The following is a 16554-nucleotide window of genomic DNA, read 5'->3' on the forward strand; positions in this document are numbered from 1 at the left end:
CAATTTGCTGAAAAAAATCTGACGATTTTAAAGGAGTGAGAGATAGCACCGTATTGGTTTGCAAGATTTGGCTCTCTTTATACAGTTTCTGAAAATTTAAAATGATGGACTGGACAGCTTATCGTAATAAAAACTACGATCGTGTTGCGGTATTTTAGAAGGATTTTCCCAGGAAGAAAAAGAAATTATTACTTATCTTTTGATTGTTTTAAAAACTCAATATATGAAACCACAGATCTCTTGTTTTCTTCAGAGAGATCACGATAAAAACTCATGAATTCTTGATCAACATCAGTGAAGAAATTTGGGGGGGGGAAACTTTAAAAAACTCTGCTATTTTAACTAATTCTCCAATACTTATACTTCTTGATTTCCCATTTTTGTAAGGATTAAGCATTCTGCTTATAGTAGATGGATGAATTCCTAAGTAAGCGGCTAATTCTATTTGAGCACCGTGCCCACGTTCTTCCAGTTTTTTCTCTAACCATTGTTGGATGCTTTTTTCAATATCGTTACTCATAATCTAAGCATTATCCCTAAAAATACGTAAAATGCAAAAATGCTAAAAGTGCAATTAATTATACAACATTATGGAGATAGATATGCCTTCGAGATTGATTATAAAATATTTAGGTGGTTTCAAAATGGTAGCAACCATAGTTGAAAGGGATGTGTCGTCTATTTATAGGTGGCATGATCGTATACCGGCAAAGCACCAAGCTAGCATATTAAACTATGCACGTGAACACGGCATAGATTTACGTCCTGATGATTTCTTTTATCCTGATCGCTTACAATTATTGATGCAAGAGAAACAAACACCTCCAACGTTGTGCTTATTAGAAAGTTCCGGTGTTCATGCGGCGTGTGTGCATACTGAAACTTTACAGCCTTAAGAGAATTAAGAGAAATGATCATTTAAATAGGAAATTACAAGATGGTGCAAAAGAAGCAAGCAAGAATGATGCAGGCGAAGTCCGTGGTGATCTGATCCCGCCATTAGCCTTAATTGAAATTGGTTGTGTTCTAGAGTTTGGTGCAAATAATTCGGGTAAAGGGATGGATTGTAGCTGCTTTGCGCCATTTATTATCAGGCTGGTGGAGAAGATAAAGATGTTGAGAGTGATTTATCATATTTGGCACATACGGCTTGTTGCCTTCTTTTTTTGATAGAGTGCGAAGCTAAAAAGATAGGTTGTGATGATTGTCCTCAGAATAATGAATGGAGATTCAAATTAAATGAGTTGGAATGAAGCTTTATTGGTAGTTTTTGTCGTATTGTTGCTTTTTAGCGGGGTCATGTTGTTTGCTTTGTATTATCGCCATCAGGCTAAAAATCTTAAAGATGAACTCGAAGAGAGAAAACGTGAGGTTTTAATAGAAACTAAGGCGATTATTGATCAATGTGCCGCGGATCTTAAAAGATATGATGCGGAGATTAAAGTGCGTGACGAGGAAATTGAAAAACTACAACAAGATCTTAAGCGTCTCGAGGAAGAGGCAAAAGCAAATTCTCATATCATATGAAGAAAAATTAGTAAGGTAGTGGTGAATAGTAAAGATGGAAATGGTTTCTACAGCTATTTTCAGAGCTAGCAATTTATATTTTCTCTACCAAGTTTGTTACTTTTTTACACTAACACAATAGCTTAGGGACGAGGTAAGTAGAAAGAACCAGAAGATATGGGATTTAGAAGATGCGCTTAGGAAGAAAAATGACTGATGCAATGTGTTCCAAAAACAGACTTCATCGTTATTGGGGACGATTTGATGACTGACACGATTCTTTGTTTTGATCTAGGCACGAAAACAGGCTGGGTGATATATGGTGTGGATGGTCATATCATGAGTGGTACCGTTAATTTTCAACCTCGCCGCTTTGAAGATGGTGAGATGCATTATTTACTCTTTAAACAATGACTTTCAGAAATACAGATAACAGCAGGCTCAATTGACGTGGTGTATTTTGAGGAGGTGAGACGTCATATTAGGATCGATGCAGCGCATGTGTATGGCGGCTTGTTAGCAACCTTAACAGCTTTGTATGAATATCACCAAATTCCTTATGAAGGCATTCCAGTTGGTACGATTAAGAAAAAGATGACAGGGAAGGGGAATGCCTCGAAAGAAGAAATAATTAAAGTGGTGTGTGCAAAAGGGCATGCGTCTTGTGATGACAATGAAGCCGATGCTTTGGCAACTTTACACGTAATGAAAGGGAAGGAGATTAGGCATGTCAATTAAATTGCCTTGGACGAGGCTTTTTTCATCCCAAAAGCAAAAATTAAAAGAAACCACACAGCTTTTCTTTCAATAAACAAAAATGATATTTTAATTTGACGTTGCACAATAAGCTTAGAATTATACAGATCTTATCGGTTATGTGCGATAAAAAATGAGATTGATAATATATAGATTATAAAAGACTGAAAGAATTTTTGTCTGCAAATTGTATCTTTTTACAAGACTTTACAAATAATACAGAGAAAAAATGAGTGTGGAAGGAATAGTGAACATTTGTGATAATTTTTTCATTTTCTAGTGTTATAATTACTTTTGTATTTCACAGTTCAGTTATCGTATATATGATCAATTCTAAAATTTCCATTTAAAACTTATAATGAAACTATATTTAAGCTGTTATTGAATCCTTGTATTGATGGATCATAAGAGTGCCTAAGATAATAAATATCATAAGTGAATGCTCTGATTTAATAGAGAAAATATAACTGCTTATTGAGCGCGCAATTTATTCATATCAACGTTACTTAAATTTTTCCTATCTAACACACGCATTTGAGTTAAGTTTTGTAGTTGGTATTTTTTCTACGATGAAAAGATGTACGAGCATATTTGGTATTCATAAACTTTGCATATCAATTCAAAAAATACACGATAATTTTATAGTTATTGTGATTTCATTTTTATGAACTGAAGAAGCATACTGATGAATATTACAGATATTTGGGAAAAAATACTTTTATCAGGCATCATTTCGTTTCTTTGTGGTTTACAATTTTTTTTATCATTTTATCTTGACCAAAAGGGAGTGTTTATGAACTTCTCTTTATCTATTTTATTTCAAAAGGGTGGAGTTATATTAATGTCAAAAAAAGTCATGATCGTTGAAGATAACGAACTTAATATGAAGTTATTCCGTGATCTTGTAGAAGCGAGTGGCTATGAAACCGTTGAGACACGTAACGGTCTTATGGCATTAGATTTGGCTCGTTCATCAATGCCATCTCTTATCCTTGTAGATATACAGTTACCAGAGGTATCAGGGATAGACGTTATTAAACAATTAAAAAAAGATGAGGAACTGAGAGCTATCCCCGTTGTTGCTGTAACAGCCTTTGCTATGAAAGGGGATGAAGAGAGAATTCGTGCCAGTGGATGTGAGGAATATATGTCAAAGCCTATTTCCGTTCCTCATTTTATTACAATGGTAAAGAATTTTTTGGAATGAAATTTTGTTAAATGATGATGGAAAAGATACTGAGAATCTCGTGAGATAACTGAAGCTATATTACAAATGTTTTGGTGAACGAATACGAAGATATGTCTGAATTACCAGAGTGCAAATTCTAAAATTGAAGTCGAGATTTTAGGGTTTTTCTGGTCGATTTATTCTTATTTTTTATCTAAAAAGAAATTAATCGTTTAACATTCTTATTTTCTCCTGATGGATACAAACTGATCACTATGTTTCCGAAAAAACTGTTTTAACAGATAAAAAAAGCCCCGTTGAAATGAGGCTTTATGAATTGCACAAAAATTAAAATCAGCGCTTTGAGAATTGGAAAGAACGACGCGCTTTTGCTTTACCGTATTTTTTACGTTCAACAACACGGCTATCACGAGTAAGAAAGCCCCCCTTTTTCAAGATTGTGCGAAGTTCTGGTTCGTAATAGGTTAAAGCTTTGGAAATGCCATGGCGCACTGCACCGGCTTGTCCAGAAAGACCACCGCCTGCAACGGTTGCAATAATATCAAATTGAGTATCTCTGTTTGTTGCAACAATTGGCTGACGAAGAATCATCCTAAGAACAGGACGCGCAAAATATTTGTCAAATTCTTTATTGTTAATGGTGATTTTTCCAGAGCCAGGTTTGATCCATACGCGCGCAACAGCATCTTTACGTTTTCCTGTTGCATAGGCACGCCCTTGTGAATCAAGCTTTTGCACATGGACAGGAGCGATATTTTCATGAGTTTCTGCAGTATTTGTTACGACACTAAGCTCAGTAAGGGAATTAATTTCAGCCATAATCAAGCAATCCTTTTGTTTTTGCGATTTAAAGCACCAACGTCAAGAGCTTCGGGTTGTTGTGCCGCATGCGGGTGCTGGCTTCCAGCGTAAACACGGAGATTCTTCAATTGGCGACGACCGAGAGGCCCACGAGGAATCATACGTTCCACAGCCTTTTCAACAACACGTTCAGGAAAACGTCCTTCAAGAATTTGCCGCGCTGTACGCTTCTTAATTCCACCAATATAACCTGTATGCCAATAATATTTTTTATCTGTATATTTCTTTCCGGTGAGAGATATTTTGTCTGCATTGATCACAATAACATTGTCACCATCATCAACATGTGGAGTAAATGTAGCTTTATGTTTGCCACGTAAGCGGTTAGCAACAAATGCGGCAAGACGACCTAAAACGAGGTTCTCTGCGTCAATAATAACCCATTTTTTCACCACTTCAGTTGGCTTTTGTGAAAAAGTTGCCATAGAAGTATCCTTTATTGGGCCCTTTAAACGAGGGCATTTTTGTTGTTTTGCGTTGAAAATTGTTATCATAGCGAAATATTTAACGCATATTGTCTGTTCTGATATAATGTCTTTTGATTTACGTCAAGGAAAAATAAAAACTTATAAAACAGCACTTTATGAATGAGGTATTTTGATACCATATATTAGGAGGTGCTTATGTATATTTTAAGTTAGAATGAATACTGCAAAAGACGATTTTATCTTGAATGCGTGATTGTATTTTATTTGCCTTCATTATAAAATGAGCACTAATGCATCGGTCTCGTTATTTTCTCAACGTTCAGTCTTCTGCGTGTGGTCAGGCTTGGTTAGATGCCCTTGATATTCAAGGGATAAATAATGCGCGCGCCATTTCTCAAAAATTTGGTTTTCCAGATCAATTAGCCCGTGTTCTCTCGGCAAGAGATGTGGATGAATCTGAAGCTGTTGCTTTTATCAATCCAACATTGCGCACACTTATGCCTGATCCAAAAAGTTTTACGGATATGCAATACGCAGCAGAGCGCATCGTGAAAGCTATTCTGAAGCAAGAGAAAGTTGCAGTTTTTGGTGATTATGATGTTGATGGTGCTTGTTCATCGGCACTCATAGCGCGCTTTTTGCGTTATTTTGGTGTCGAAGTAAAAATTTATATTCCTGATCGTATTGTTGAAGGATATGGCCCGAATGAGCAAGCAATGAGGATGTTGGTACAACAAGGCGCTCATTTGATTATTACAGTTGATTGTGGTGCGAACAGTCCAGATGCAGTAAAAGCAGCGAGGCTTGCAGGTGCTGATGTTGTCGTTTTAGATCATCATCAAATGTCAGAGGTTCATCAAGAAGCTGTTGCTCTTGTTAATCCTAATCGCCCAGATGATTTTTCTGGACAGGGGCATTTGTGTGCTGCTGGCGTTGTCTTTGTCACGTTAGCATGGGTTCATCATTTATTGCGAAAGAAGAAATTTGTAGAAGAACTTCCTGATCTTCTCAGTATGCTTGATCTTGTTGCATTGGCGACCATATGTGATGTCGTTCCATTACAAGGAGTTAATCGTGCTTTTGTGGTAAAAGGGCTCCAAGTTGCGCATTCTATGCATAATCCTGGAATAGCGGCTTTAACAAAGGTTGCACGTATAGGTGAGCCACTTAATAGTTTTCATTTAGGTTTTTTGTTAGGTCCTAGAATTAATGCGGGAGGGCGTATTGGCGATCAGGCTTTGGGAGCACGTTTGTTGAGCTGTGAGGATAAAGGGGAAGCTGACAGAATAGCAGAACAATTGAATCAACTGAATCAAGAACGTCAGGAAATGGAGGCCATTCAATTAGCACAAGCAGAATCTTATATTGATTCTCTTTATCAAGATCGAGAAAAACCGCTATCGCTTGTAATTGCCCATCAAGAATGGCATCCAGGAATCATTGGTCTTCTTGCATCCCGTTTAAAAGAGCGTTTTTTTTGTCCTGTTTTTGCCATTGCTTTGAAAGAAAATGGAAGCGGCATAGGATCAGGACGCTCAATTAGTGGCATAGATTTAGGAGCACTTGTTCGTGAAGCTGTTACGTTAAATTTATTAGAAAAAGGGGGGGGGCATAGTATGGCAGCAGGGATCACAATCCAATCGACAAAAATTGAAATTTTTCGAAAATGGCTGGAAGAGAGAGTCTCTTTAAATGTTTCACAGTTGCATGCTGAAAAGTCTCTTAATATAGATGGTTGCCTTTCTGCTTCTGGGGCCAATAAAGCGCTTTTTGATATGATTGAAAAAGCAGGACCATTTGGTTCGGGGAATACGACACCTGTTTTTGTTCTGCCTTCTCACCGATTAATGAATCTGTGTGAGGTTGGTAAAGGGCATCTCCGCTTTATTATGTCTAATATGGAAGGAAAAAAGCTGCAAGGAATAGCTTTCCGTGCTGTAGGGACATCGCTTGGTTATTTTCTTTCTGGAAATGTTGGTGAAATGATCCATGTGGCCGGTAATATTAGTTTAAATTATTGGAATGGAAATATCAGTCCACAACTTCGCGTTATTGATGCAGCTGCAGTGATATGAGAAGAATATTTTCTGAAATTATCAGATATCTAGATTTGAAGCAAAAGTAGAGTTTTCCTGTATGAATCGAAACCGTGCTTCTGGTTTTGTTCCCATTAAGCTTTCTACAGTGTTTTTGGTTTCTTGCACTTCTTCTGCATTAATAGAGACGCGTAGCAGTGTACGTTTTTGAGGATGCATGGTGGTTTCTTTAAGCTGTTCAGCACGCATTTCACCAAGTCCTTTGAAACGTCCAATTTCAATTTTAGCTTTTCCAGTGAATTCAGTTTTTAATAATTCATCTTTATGAGTGTCATCACGTGCGTAAGCGACTTTCCCTCCTTGCGATATTCTGTAAAGGGGAGGCACAGCAAGGTATAAATGTCCCTGACGAATAAGATCGGGCATCTCTTGAAAGAAGAAGGTGATGAGCAGTGAGGCAATATGAGCGCCATCAACATCTGCATCTGTCATAATGATAATACGTTCATATCTGAGATCTTTTTCGCGATATTTGGAGCGCGTTCCACATCCAAGAGCAAGTATAAGATCACCAATTGTTTGGCTTGAGTTCATTTTTTCGTGTGCAGCACTGGCTACATTTAAAATTTTTCCACGAAGAGGTAAAATTGCTTGGTTTGCTCTATTGCGCGCTTGTTTAGCCGAACCACCAGCAGAGTCACCTTCAACAATGAATAATTCAGCACCAGCAGCACAGTTTTGGCTACAATCTGCTAGTTTACCGGGGAGACGTAATTTACGTACAGCTGTTTTTCGATTTATTTCTCTGTCTTGGCGCCGTCTAACGCGTTCCTCAGCACGTTCAACAACCCAATCAAGAAGTTTTGTTGATTCTTGTGGAGAATTTGTCAGCCAATGATCGAAAGGATCGCGTATTGCATTCTCAACGATACGCTGAGCTTCGATTGTCGCTAATCGATCTTTGGTTTGTCCGACAAATTCGGGATCTTTAATAAACACTGAAAGTATTGCAGAAGTTGAAATCATAACGTCATCAGACGTAATGATAGCAGCGCGCTTATTTCCTATTAATTCAGCGTAAGATTTCAATCCGCGCAAAAGAGCTTGACGCAGTCCCATTTCGTGTGTTCCACCTTCTCCGGTGGGAATAGTATTGCAGTAAGACTGTACATGGGAATCGCCACCATGCCAGGCGATAGCCCATTCAACAGAGCCATGACCATTAGAGTGTTTTGTTTTGCCAGAAAAAATTTCTGATGTTACCCGATATTCATCTTTCAATGATGAGAGTAAATAATCTTTAAGTCCATCTGGGAAATGAAAAACAGCTTTTTCGGGAATATTTTTTGTATTTTCAAGTAAGACAGGATCACAATTCCAACGAATTTTTACACCACCAAAAAGATAAGCCTTGGAGCGTGCCATTTTATAAATTTTTTCTGGATCGAAAGCTGCTTTTTCACCAAAAATTTTACTATCAGGGTGAAAACGAACACGCGTGCCGCGACGATTATAGACATCACCCAAATCTTCCAATCCAGATTGAGGAATACCGCGCGAGAAGCGTTGTCGGTAAAGTTTGCGTTCTCGTGCTACTTCAACTTCCATATAGTCAGAGAGAGCATTGACAACAGAAATTCCTACACCATGAAGTCCACCAGCTGTTTGATAAGCTTTGCCATCAAATTTACCACCTGAATGGAGTTGTGTCATAATGACTTCAAGAGTTGATTTTCCCGGCATTTGAGGATGATTTTCGACAGGAATACCGCGTCCATTATCTGTAACTGTTAAATAGCCGTTTTTCTCTAAGGACACATCAATGAAGTCCGCATAACCAGCAACTGCTTCATCCATTGCATTGTCAATGATTTCGGCAAATAAATGATGAAGTGCTTTGCTGTCTGTCCCACCAATATACATTCCAGGACGTAAACGCACGGGCTCTAGCCCCTCAAGCACACGAATAGATAGCGCGTTATAGTCGTTTTCTTGCGTATCTTTTCTCGAATTCGCTGCTTCTGAACTCAGCGAGGGGGAAAGATTTTTTTCTTTTATATTTATGCTAAACTGAGCATTATTTAAAATACTAAAAAGATCTTTGTTTTTATCGCTCATGGCGTTTGATTATATACCTCATGAAAATAAAATCTCAATAAAAGTGAATTTTATGCCTGTTTTTTATTTAAAAATCAATGCATTTAGGAAATATCAATTATTGGTCCAAAAATTTGTTCAAAGGATTGTTTTAGAGCAATATCAATATCGTGCATTTTTGTAGGTAAACCTAGATCAAGAAAGCTTGTTACACCGTGATTTGTGATACCACAGGGAACAATTCCTGAATAATGGGCTAAATTAGGATCAACATTGATAGAAACGCCATGAAAACTCACCCATTTGCGCACTCGAATACCAATAGCTGCAATTTTATCTTCTGAATAAAGGCTGTTTTGTGTTGATTGGCAACTGTGCCTTTGAACCCAGACCCCAACGCGATCTTCGCGGCGTTCACCTTTAATATTAAATTTTGCAAGCATTTGTATGATCCATTCTTCTAATGCACTAATAAAAGCACGAATGTCTTGTCTTCGGCGTTTTAGATCAAGCATGATATAAGCAATACGTTGTCCTGGACCATGATATGTAAATTCACCACCACGTCCTGCCTCATAAACAGGAAATAAATGAGGTGTTAAAAGATCTTTTTTCTTCGCACTTGTACCAGCTGTATAAAGGGAAGGATGCTCAAGAAGCCAAACTTGTTCATGTGCATTTTGTGCCAAAATATTCTCTACACGCTCTTGCATATAACGCAACGCTTCGGGATATTCGACCAAGTTATTAGTTACTTTCCATTCAACGGGTGGATTTCCAGATATTGCTTTAAACTGATCTGGTAAATAACTACGGTCAGTATATTTCAATTCAAATGTCATAAGTAATATTTATATTGGTGTTCAAGTTTGTGTTTGTAATCAGTAAAAGAATTATAGAGTAAGATATGAAATTCTTCATTAAAATTGGGTAATACGGTAATAAATTTTATTAAGAAAATTCGCTATCTTGTAAAATTTATACCCATTTTACCATCGTCCTGTGGCACCACCACCACCAGATGATCCTCCACCACCTCTAAATTCTCCTCTTCCTGAATGACTACCATAGATTCCACCAGAATGTCTATTGCCGGCATTTAAATTTAAAAACCAAGGTGTAAAAATGATCCCCATCCAGAGATATTTTTTGGGACCTACTTTTTTTCCAAAAATCATTGCAAGAATGGGCAGGACAAACATGATAAAAAAGATTAAAAATACGATTGTATTTGCTATCATTTCTTCTTTTTCAACTTGTTTACGTTGTTCTTCAACAATTTTAGCTTTTTCCTTGATTCGAAAAGAAAAATCAGAATCACTTTCTGTAATAACGTTGATAATTGCATGAACTGCTTCAACGATTCCTTTTTGATAATTGCCTTCACGAAAATTAGGAAGAACAAAGCTATTAATAATAACTGCGGAAAGAGCGTCTGTTAGCACTCCTTCCAAACCGTAGCCAACTTCAATACGCATTTCACGTTCATTCGGTGCAATGACAAGTAATACACCATTATTGATCTGTTTTTGACCTAATCCCCATTTACGGAAAAGAGAATTGCTATATGTTTCTATATCGTTCCCTGAAAGGGTAGGAAGAGTTACAATAGCAATTTGATCTCCAGTTTTCTCTTCGAGTTCAGCCAATTTTTCTGTTAAATTCTGCTTTGTTGCATTATCGAGCAAATGAGCTACATCGTTAACATAGCCAGTTAAGGGAGGAAACTTGATTTGCGAACAAGCTCCCCCTCCCAATACCGTAAGCAAATACAGAAATCCAATAAAAGCCAATAAATATTGAAAAACACTACGTTGCATAAAATATTGAAAGAATTTCATTAATTAAAATTAACCTTCGGTGTTTGTTGGCTATTGTCATCAATCGTGAATGTTGGCATAGGTTTAGCATCACGAAACCATAATTTTGCCCAAAGCATTGTTGGCATTGTTTTTAGTGCAGTATTGTAGATACGTACTGTTTCAATATAATCACGGCGTGCAACAGAAATCCTGTTTTCAGTTCCTTCTAATTGTGATTGAAGAGCAAGGAAATTCTGATTTGCTTTAAGATCAGGATAATTTTCAACAACAGCCATAAGACGTGAAAGTGCACTTGATAAATTTGCTTGATCGTTGAGATATTGTTGCATAATTTCTGGGTTATTCAACATATCGGCATTAATGTTTATTTGTGTTGCTTTTGCACGTGCTTCAACAACATTAGTAAAAACAGCTTGTTCATGGGTAGCATAGGCTTTGACAGTTTCCACGAGATTAGGAATGAGGTCTGCACGGCGTTGATATTGGTTAAGCACTTCACTCCATGCTGCATGTGCTTTTTCTTCATTGGTTGGGATCGTATTAAATCCACAGCCACTTAAAAATGGTATTAAAAACGCTAAGAGGATAGGGATTGAGAATCGTCTTAACATTTTAAGCATAGGATAAGTAAATATAATTGAAGCATTTCGTACATTTAACATAAAGCTATCTCCGCGACTATTTCAATATATTATATAGGATGTATCTTTTTTATAAAAAGTATTTTGAATTTTGTAAAAGATATTTCATGAAGAAATTTATACCTTTATAAGTTTTTATCATTCTTAAATGATTGCTTGCTATTTAAATAAAAATACCTCTGTAAATACCCATTTATAAAATAATAAATTATACTGTGTAATATAAATATTGATTATTATTGCAACAGAGTAAGCTCTTTCTGCCTTTTGAGTTAGAAATCTCTTGTTTTTTGGAGGTAACAATGGAGAGAGAGAAAGTTTTAGATGACCTTGGAGATAAGCATTTGAAAATTTTATTCTAACATTTTTAAAATATAAATAAGAACAACATTCTAAAAAAATAAATGATTTTCTTTGAGAAAACAATATATTAGCTTAAGTAATTTTCGTCACACAAAAACAAAGTTTTGTTGATAAGTGTGTATGCAATGAGAGGAAAATAATTTTCTACTCTCTTTATTTCAATCTACTCTTATAATGAAGGATATTTAGGTCCACTAAATTCAGTTGTGTTTGGGGAGGACGCATTTGGTTTGACCGTGATTTGAATTCCAACGGTAATTTACAACTGGGCAAGTTGCGGGTGGAATTTGATGCAGAAGAAGTGCTCCCTCTAGAAGACTTAAGCTTTGGCAGCCGGCGCAATGGAGCTTACTTTAATCGGCTGGTGCAAGATATCTAAAAGAAAATGACGCATACTTTTGGCGATACGCTTGAGGGTTATCGCAAAGCAACAAGGAGTGATGTATGACTTTAAGAATTGTTCGTGGTTTTACCCTGATTGTTGATGATGATGTCAATCTCCATCTTGATCTTGAAACCCTCAAATTGCCTACGTTAGAAGAAATCACAGAAACCTATCAACCAGGGGGCTCTGATATGCAAATTGATGTGAGTGGTCTTGGTGTCAAAGCATTAAATTTGCAAATGAAAATCCGCAGTCACACCTCTGAGGTCATCGGTATTTTTGGTGGTCCTCCTGGTCTTCGTCATAAATTTACCGGCAAAAAGCATGTGGTGTCTGAAGAAGATGGGCGCGAGCTGAGCATTCCATTGATGTCACAGGGTGCTTAGTCAAAGTCGATAGCGAAGGCTTAACGGCTGGAAAGGCCACAGGCTATGATTGCGAGATCAAAAATATTTGGGACTATACGGAATTTTCGGATGGTTCTGTTTTACACCGCTTTTTCTTTAAACGAGGCGGTTGGCTCGTGCGCAATGGACAAGAGATCGGTGAACGGCGCCGCTCTATTCTCAATTTATAGGAATTGATCATGACAAGTTTACAAACCAGCCTTGATGTAGAGCTCCAAGTTCCCCTGTTTATAAGGAGAGTGATGGCAAAGAGTTGACACGGCAAAAATTGACCTTTTATCGTCCAAACTTCAAGCAGGCACACCAATTAGCCGTGTTGATTAGACTGCAGCTGGCAAAGCTCGTTTTGTTTTGCCTACCTTAGGAGAGGATACAACAACACTGTGCAATGATGTTCTTTTTCTTAAGCTTTGTGAGGTATTGCTCACCCATGAGGCTATGGAGGGAATAGCCGTGCTTTTAGCCAATATGTCTCGTGAATCTGTTGAATTGATTAATCGTCTTGATGTTATCGATATGGTTGCAGTGTTTAAGGCTTTTTTTGCTTTTTTACGCAACGCCAATCCTCTCAACTGGACAACTTGGAGCAGAGCTAGCCCTTTATTACCACTGGTCTCCTTTAGAGATCAATCAGATGGATTGGCTTGATGTGATTGCCTATCGGGAAGAATTAGCGCGCCTCAAACAACAAGAATATGAAAGCCAATTAGGATAAGATGTGATCATGGATGTTTCCCTTGTTGTGCGTTTTGTGAATCATCTGCAAGAGGGGATCGCTTCTGCCAAGCGAGACTTAAAAGTTTTCAGTAGCGATGTTGCGCATTTCCAACAACAAACACGAAAGCATTTTAAAGGGTGGTTTGCCCCTGATCACTTGAAGGAAGCAACAGCCAATGCAGAAAATGCTTTTATCCATGCGCGTGGGCGCATGGTGGGCTCTTGATGGGGAAGAGGTTTTTTTATCGATTTAAGAACAACTTCTTTTTTTGTTGCATAGGTTTGCCAGTCTATACGACTGTTTTCCATATGACGAAGGTCAATACGATAAATGGGTATCGCTTGTCCTTTAATCATTGCATTCACATTATCACTTAATTCCACTTCAGTGCTATCAACGAGAAGGCGATATTTAAAGATCTTTTTTCCAGATTCTGCGATAAAGCTATCAATATCCTTTTTACTGATCTGATGATCTGCTTTATAAAACTTACATTGAATAGCCACATAGCTCTCTTGATGACGAAGCTTGGCAACCAGATCAATGCCGATATCATTTTTATTCCAATCCTTACGCTCTTTTGCCCATTCATAATAGCTCTCAACCTTTTCATAACGTCCATAATGCAGAGGGTCATGCATAAGATATTTGGTAACAAAATCTTCAAAAATTTTTCCCCATACAACATTTGAGGTTGTTTGATCACGATAGGATTGTAAGAGAGAGCGTAAAGTGATTTGTTCATTATCAGAATGATGAGGGCGAAGCATAAAATAAACTCCATGACAATATATTCTACTGATTAATTCTCTTCAAAAGAATCCAAATGAAGCTTATTAAATCCATTTTGAATAAATAGTGTGAAAAATGCAGAAAAAAGCAAATAAAGCCGATAGAATTTTTTCAAAAGGTTTTTAGGCTATTTATCGACAGCCCATGATCGAGCTCCAAATCAGCAAAGTAGTGAAATTTGCTATTCGTTTGACGGGTTAATCAAGACAAATGCGGTGTGTATTTTTTAATATCAGAATGAGTATTTTGAAGCATTTTACAGCTAGGTTTTGAAGGTTTCTCAAACCTCCAAAATACCTTCAAAAATATACTATGAGTTGTATTTGCAGATTGCATTTTAATATAGGTTGTTTATTTAAAAATTAACTTATTGAAATATAATGACTTTTATTTTTTGATTGAAAAAAAATATATAAAGGGGGGTAAAGGGAATCCTCAAAACTCATAGATGAGGCGTACTTTGAAGGTTCACTCTATGAATAAGGGGACATGATTTAGCAAATTTATCCTTTATATTTATGGGAATATTGAGGTATTAAGCATTGACGAGCTAAACAGTTTTGGTTAGGGGTCTTTTTATATGAATGTGGGGGAGAAACTTTCAGCAATTTAAATAAAGCAGTTTTTGGGTATCACTTTTCTTTGGTTACGGCATGTGCTTTTGTTAAAAGCGTCATAGGGTCGTGGCTGTTTTGAGTGGTATTGTTAGAGGTTCATGAAGTTCTTTTAAACAATGCTTCATGAATGGTGCAAAGCGGGGGCAATTTGTATTGTTATTCATCTTTTTACGCCAAAGTTCTCTTTTGAGAATTTTTCTTGCCATTTTAGTGTTATATGACTTGTTTCATGGCGTAATGGTTTATGGTCGGTCTTTTTCTGTTTTATCCCCACATTCTCCAACGGAGAATTTTTCTCGCGGATATTCAGAGAAGCAGCAATTAGAAAGCATTGAGAATTTACGTGCTTTAACGCCTAAAGGCATGACAAGGCCTTTTGAAGGAAAGCCGAGAGCACTTTGGGGGAGTGGGTACTGCTTTCCAATTCATGATATTATTGTTGATGGGGTTTATCATCTCAAGAAGAGTTCTATAGCAGCTGTAACAGGTCCTTATGTTGGAAGATGTATAGGTCTTTCTGATATCCAGTTTTTAATCAAGCAGTTAACCAAGATTTATTTGGATCAAGGCTATATCACGGCGCGTTTTTATATCCCAGATCAGGATATCAAAAGCAGCAAGGCGCTCAAACTTGTTGTGGTTGAGGGCAAGCTTTCGGATATTTATTACAATGGTTTACCAGCTTCTTCTCATAATTATGTTGTCTGGAGTGCTTTTCCGGGTTTGAAAGGGCATATTCTGAATATGCGCGATATTGAACAGGGGCTTGATCAAATCAACAGGCTTTTTTCGGGGCACGCTCAAAGCGAACTTCTCCCGGGTCGTGAAGATGGTAGCACCATTGTGAATATTAACAATCGGCCTAGTAAAGCTTTCAAGGTTGGTATTTCTCATGACAATATGGGACAATCCTCCACGGGTTATGCGCGTTATAAAGCGGGCTTAACGTTAGAAAATATTTTAGGTTTCAATGATGCGTGGAATTTTAGCTATCAACGCAGTCAATCAGATTATTGGGGTGGGAGCACACAAGAGGGCCATAGCAATAACATTTCAGCGAGTGTGAGCATTCCCTATGGTTATTGGAGCTTTGGTTTAAATGGCTATGCTTATAATTATCAAAGTATTCTTCCTGGCAATTTTACCGATATTGAGACGACGGGGGATTCGAGTGAATTACATGCCAGTACAAGCAGGGTTTTTCATCGTGATAGTGTTTCCCTGACAATTTTGAATGTGGGTCTTTCCTATAAAAGGAGCAACAACTACCTTCTTGGCAATAAGATAGAGGTTGGGAGCCGTCAATATAGTGTAGCTAATTTTGGCATTTTGCATACTCGCCAGATGTTTGGGGGCACATGGAGCTTTGATGTGAGTTATTTGCAAGGACTTCCTTTATTTCAATCTGTAAAGAAACATGTTCCAGGAGCGGGGGATGCGGAGCCTCAATTTGCAAAATTTACCGGCACACTCAGCGTTATGACACCCTTTAAGGTTGGTGAGTGGAATTTTCTATTGAGCAATCTTTTGAGTGGTCAATATTCACCGCATAATTTATTGGGTGCAGAGCAGATTTCGTTGGGAGGTGCTTCCAATGTTCGAGGCATGCGCGAGAGTTTGATTTTTGGCAATAACGGTTTTTTTATCCGTAATGAGCTGTTTCTGCGCACCATTTGGTGGAGCAATAACGCGACGCTCAAAAAGGTTTTTGGTGAACTTCGCCCCTTTGTTGGTTTGGACTATGGTCGTGTTTTTCCGCAAGCTTTGTATGGTTTTACGCATGAACAGCTTGCTGGTTGGACAGCAGGTGTCAAGCTTTCAGGGGGGATGGTTTCTCTTGATGCTAGTTATTCCAGTATTTTCTGGAGCACGATTAAGCACAAGAAGTCAGGCACGTTTTTAATGACATTAACAATGGATCTTTAAGGATAGTGA

General features: G+C 37.6%; 14 protein-coding genes and 5 pseudogenes. 11 read left to right on the forward strand and 8 right to left on the reverse strand.

The annotated features are described in order from the left end of the window. Positions 1–271: 271 nt before the first annotated feature. Positions 272–520 carry a helix-turn-helix domain-containing protein gene (locus tag AYT27_RS03985; protein WP_011180674.1) on the reverse strand — a complete coding sequence of 83 codons (249 nt, stop codon included), beginning with the start codon at positions 518–520 and terminating at the stop codon, positions 272–274. A gap of 82 nt (positions 521–602) precedes the next feature. Between AYT27_RS03985 and AYT27_RS03990 the strand changes: the two genes are divergently transcribed. The 5 genes and pseudogenes from AYT27_RS03990 to AYT27_RS04010 all read left to right on the forward strand — a co-directional run bounded on the left by AYT27_RS03990 (position 603) and on the right by AYT27_RS04010 (position 3469). After that, positions 603–896: a hypothetical protein gene (locus AYT27_RS03990; RefSeq protein WP_011180675.1), complete on the forward strand. Its 294-nt coding sequence runs from the start codon at positions 603–605 to the stop codon at positions 894–896. Continuing rightward, entirely contained in the window at positions 859–1170 is a 312-nt protein-coding gene (locus tag AYT27_RS03995; RefSeq protein WP_011180676.1) for a hypothetical protein, read from the forward strand. The genes AYT27_RS03990 and AYT27_RS03995 overlap by 38 nt, the downstream gene beginning before the upstream one ends. 69 nt (positions 1171–1239) lie before the next feature. Then, positions 1240–1527, forward strand: coding sequence for a hypothetical protein (locus AYT27_RS04000; RefSeq protein ID WP_011180678.1), 288 nt, complete (start codon positions 1240–1242; stop codon positions 1525–1527). A gap of 243 nt (positions 1528–1770) precedes the next feature. Continuing rightward, positions 1771–2244 (forward strand): annotated as a pseudogene (locus AYT27_RS09200) (hypothetical protein). An 859-nt stretch (positions 2245–3103) separates the two neighbouring features. Next, complete coding sequence (locus tag AYT27_RS04010; RefSeq protein WP_011180681.1) at positions 3104–3469, forward strand: response regulator; 366 nt, start codon at positions 3104–3106, stop codon at positions 3467–3469. Between the two features lie 315 nt (positions 3470–3784). Here the strand turns inward: AYT27_RS04010 and rpsI are convergent, their stop codons facing one another. Next, entirely contained in the window at positions 3785–4270 is a 486-nt protein-coding gene (gene rpsI, locus AYT27_RS04015; RefSeq protein WP_011180682.1) for a 30S ribosomal protein S9, read from the reverse strand. A 2-nt stretch (positions 4271–4272) separates the two neighbouring features. Next, positions 4273–4737 carry a 50S ribosomal protein L13 gene (gene rplM, locus AYT27_RS04020; RefSeq protein WP_011180683.1) on the reverse strand — a complete coding sequence of 155 codons (465 nt, stop codon included), beginning with the start codon at positions 4735–4737 and terminating at the stop codon, positions 4273–4275. Between the two features lie 293 nt (positions 4738–5030). On the opposite strand from rplM, the gene recJ reads away from it, so the two are divergent. Next, a complete protein-coding gene (gene recJ / locus AYT27_RS04025; protein WP_011180684.1) occupies positions 5031–6815 on the forward strand; it encodes a single-stranded-DNA-specific exonuclease RecJ in 1785 nt (594 codons plus the stop codon). Between the two features lie 21 nt (positions 6816–6836). Here the strand turns inward: recJ and parE are convergent, their stop codons facing one another. The 4 genes from parE to AYT27_RS04045 form a co-directional block, all read right to left on the reverse strand. Continuing rightward, positions 6837–8894 carry a DNA topoisomerase IV subunit B gene (gene parE / locus AYT27_RS04030; RefSeq protein ID WP_011180685.1) on the reverse strand — a complete coding sequence of 686 codons (2058 nt, stop codon included), beginning with the start codon at positions 8892–8894 and terminating at the stop codon, positions 6837–6839. 83 nt (positions 8895–8977) lie between these two features. Further along, entirely contained in the window at positions 8978–9715 is a 738-nt protein-coding gene (gene lipB, locus AYT27_RS04035) for a lipoyl(octanoyl) transferase LipB (protein ID WP_011180686.1), read from the reverse strand. Positions 9716–9862: 147 nt separating this feature from the next. Continuing rightward, positions 9863–10714: a TPM domain-containing protein gene (locus AYT27_RS04040; protein WP_011180687.1), complete on the reverse strand. Its 852-nt coding sequence runs from the start codon at positions 10712–10714 to the stop codon at positions 9863–9865. Further along, a complete protein-coding gene (locus AYT27_RS04045; RefSeq protein ID WP_011180688.1) occupies positions 10714–11358 on the reverse strand; it encodes a LemA family protein in 645 nt (214 codons plus the stop codon). The genes AYT27_RS04040 and AYT27_RS04045 overlap by 1 nt, the downstream gene beginning before the upstream one ends. Positions 11359–11914: 556 nt before the next feature. Here AYT27_RS04045 and AYT27_RS09205 point away from each other — a divergent pair. From AYT27_RS09205 to AYT27_RS09635, 4 pseudogenes are all read left to right on the forward strand, one after another. Then, positions 11915–12148 (forward strand): annotated as a pseudogene (locus tag AYT27_RS09205) (phage tail protein); the annotation flags it as partial. Beyond that, positions 12145–12662: pseudogene (locus tag AYT27_RS09630) on the forward strand (phage major tail tube protein). The pseudogenes AYT27_RS09205 and AYT27_RS09630, both read left to right, overlap by 4 nt. A gap of 9 nt (positions 12663–12671) precedes the next feature. Continuing rightward, positions 12672–13088, forward strand: a pseudogene (locus AYT27_RS04060) (hypothetical protein). A gap of 128 nt (positions 13089–13216) precedes the next feature. After that, positions 13217–13432, forward strand: a pseudogene (locus AYT27_RS09635) (hypothetical protein); the annotation flags it as partial. Here the strand turns inward: AYT27_RS09635 and AYT27_RS04065 are convergent. After that, the gene (locus tag AYT27_RS04065) at positions 13363–13980 is read right to left on the reverse strand and encodes a restriction endonuclease (RefSeq protein ID WP_011180691.1); all 618 of its coding nucleotides are present in this window, start codon (positions 13978–13980) and stop codon (positions 13363–13365) included. The pseudogene AYT27_RS09635 and the gene AYT27_RS04065 sit on opposite strands and share 70 nt — an antisense overlap. Positions 13981–14742: 762 nt before the next feature. On the opposite strand from AYT27_RS04065, the gene AYT27_RS04070 reads away from it, so the two are divergent. Next, positions 14743–16545 (forward strand): ShlB/FhaC/HecB family hemolysin secretion/activation protein, encoded by a 1803-nt coding sequence (locus tag AYT27_RS04070; RefSeq protein WP_011180692.1) that lies wholly within the window; start codon positions 14743–14745, stop codon positions 16543–16545. Positions 16546–16554: the final 9 nt, after the last annotated feature.

The sequence above is a fragment of the Bartonella henselae str. Houston-1 genome, from assembly GCF_000046705.1.
In the GTDB taxonomy this organism is placed as follows: Bacteria; Pseudomonadota; Alphaproteobacteria; order Rhizobiales; family Rhizobiaceae; genus Bartonella; species Bartonella henselae.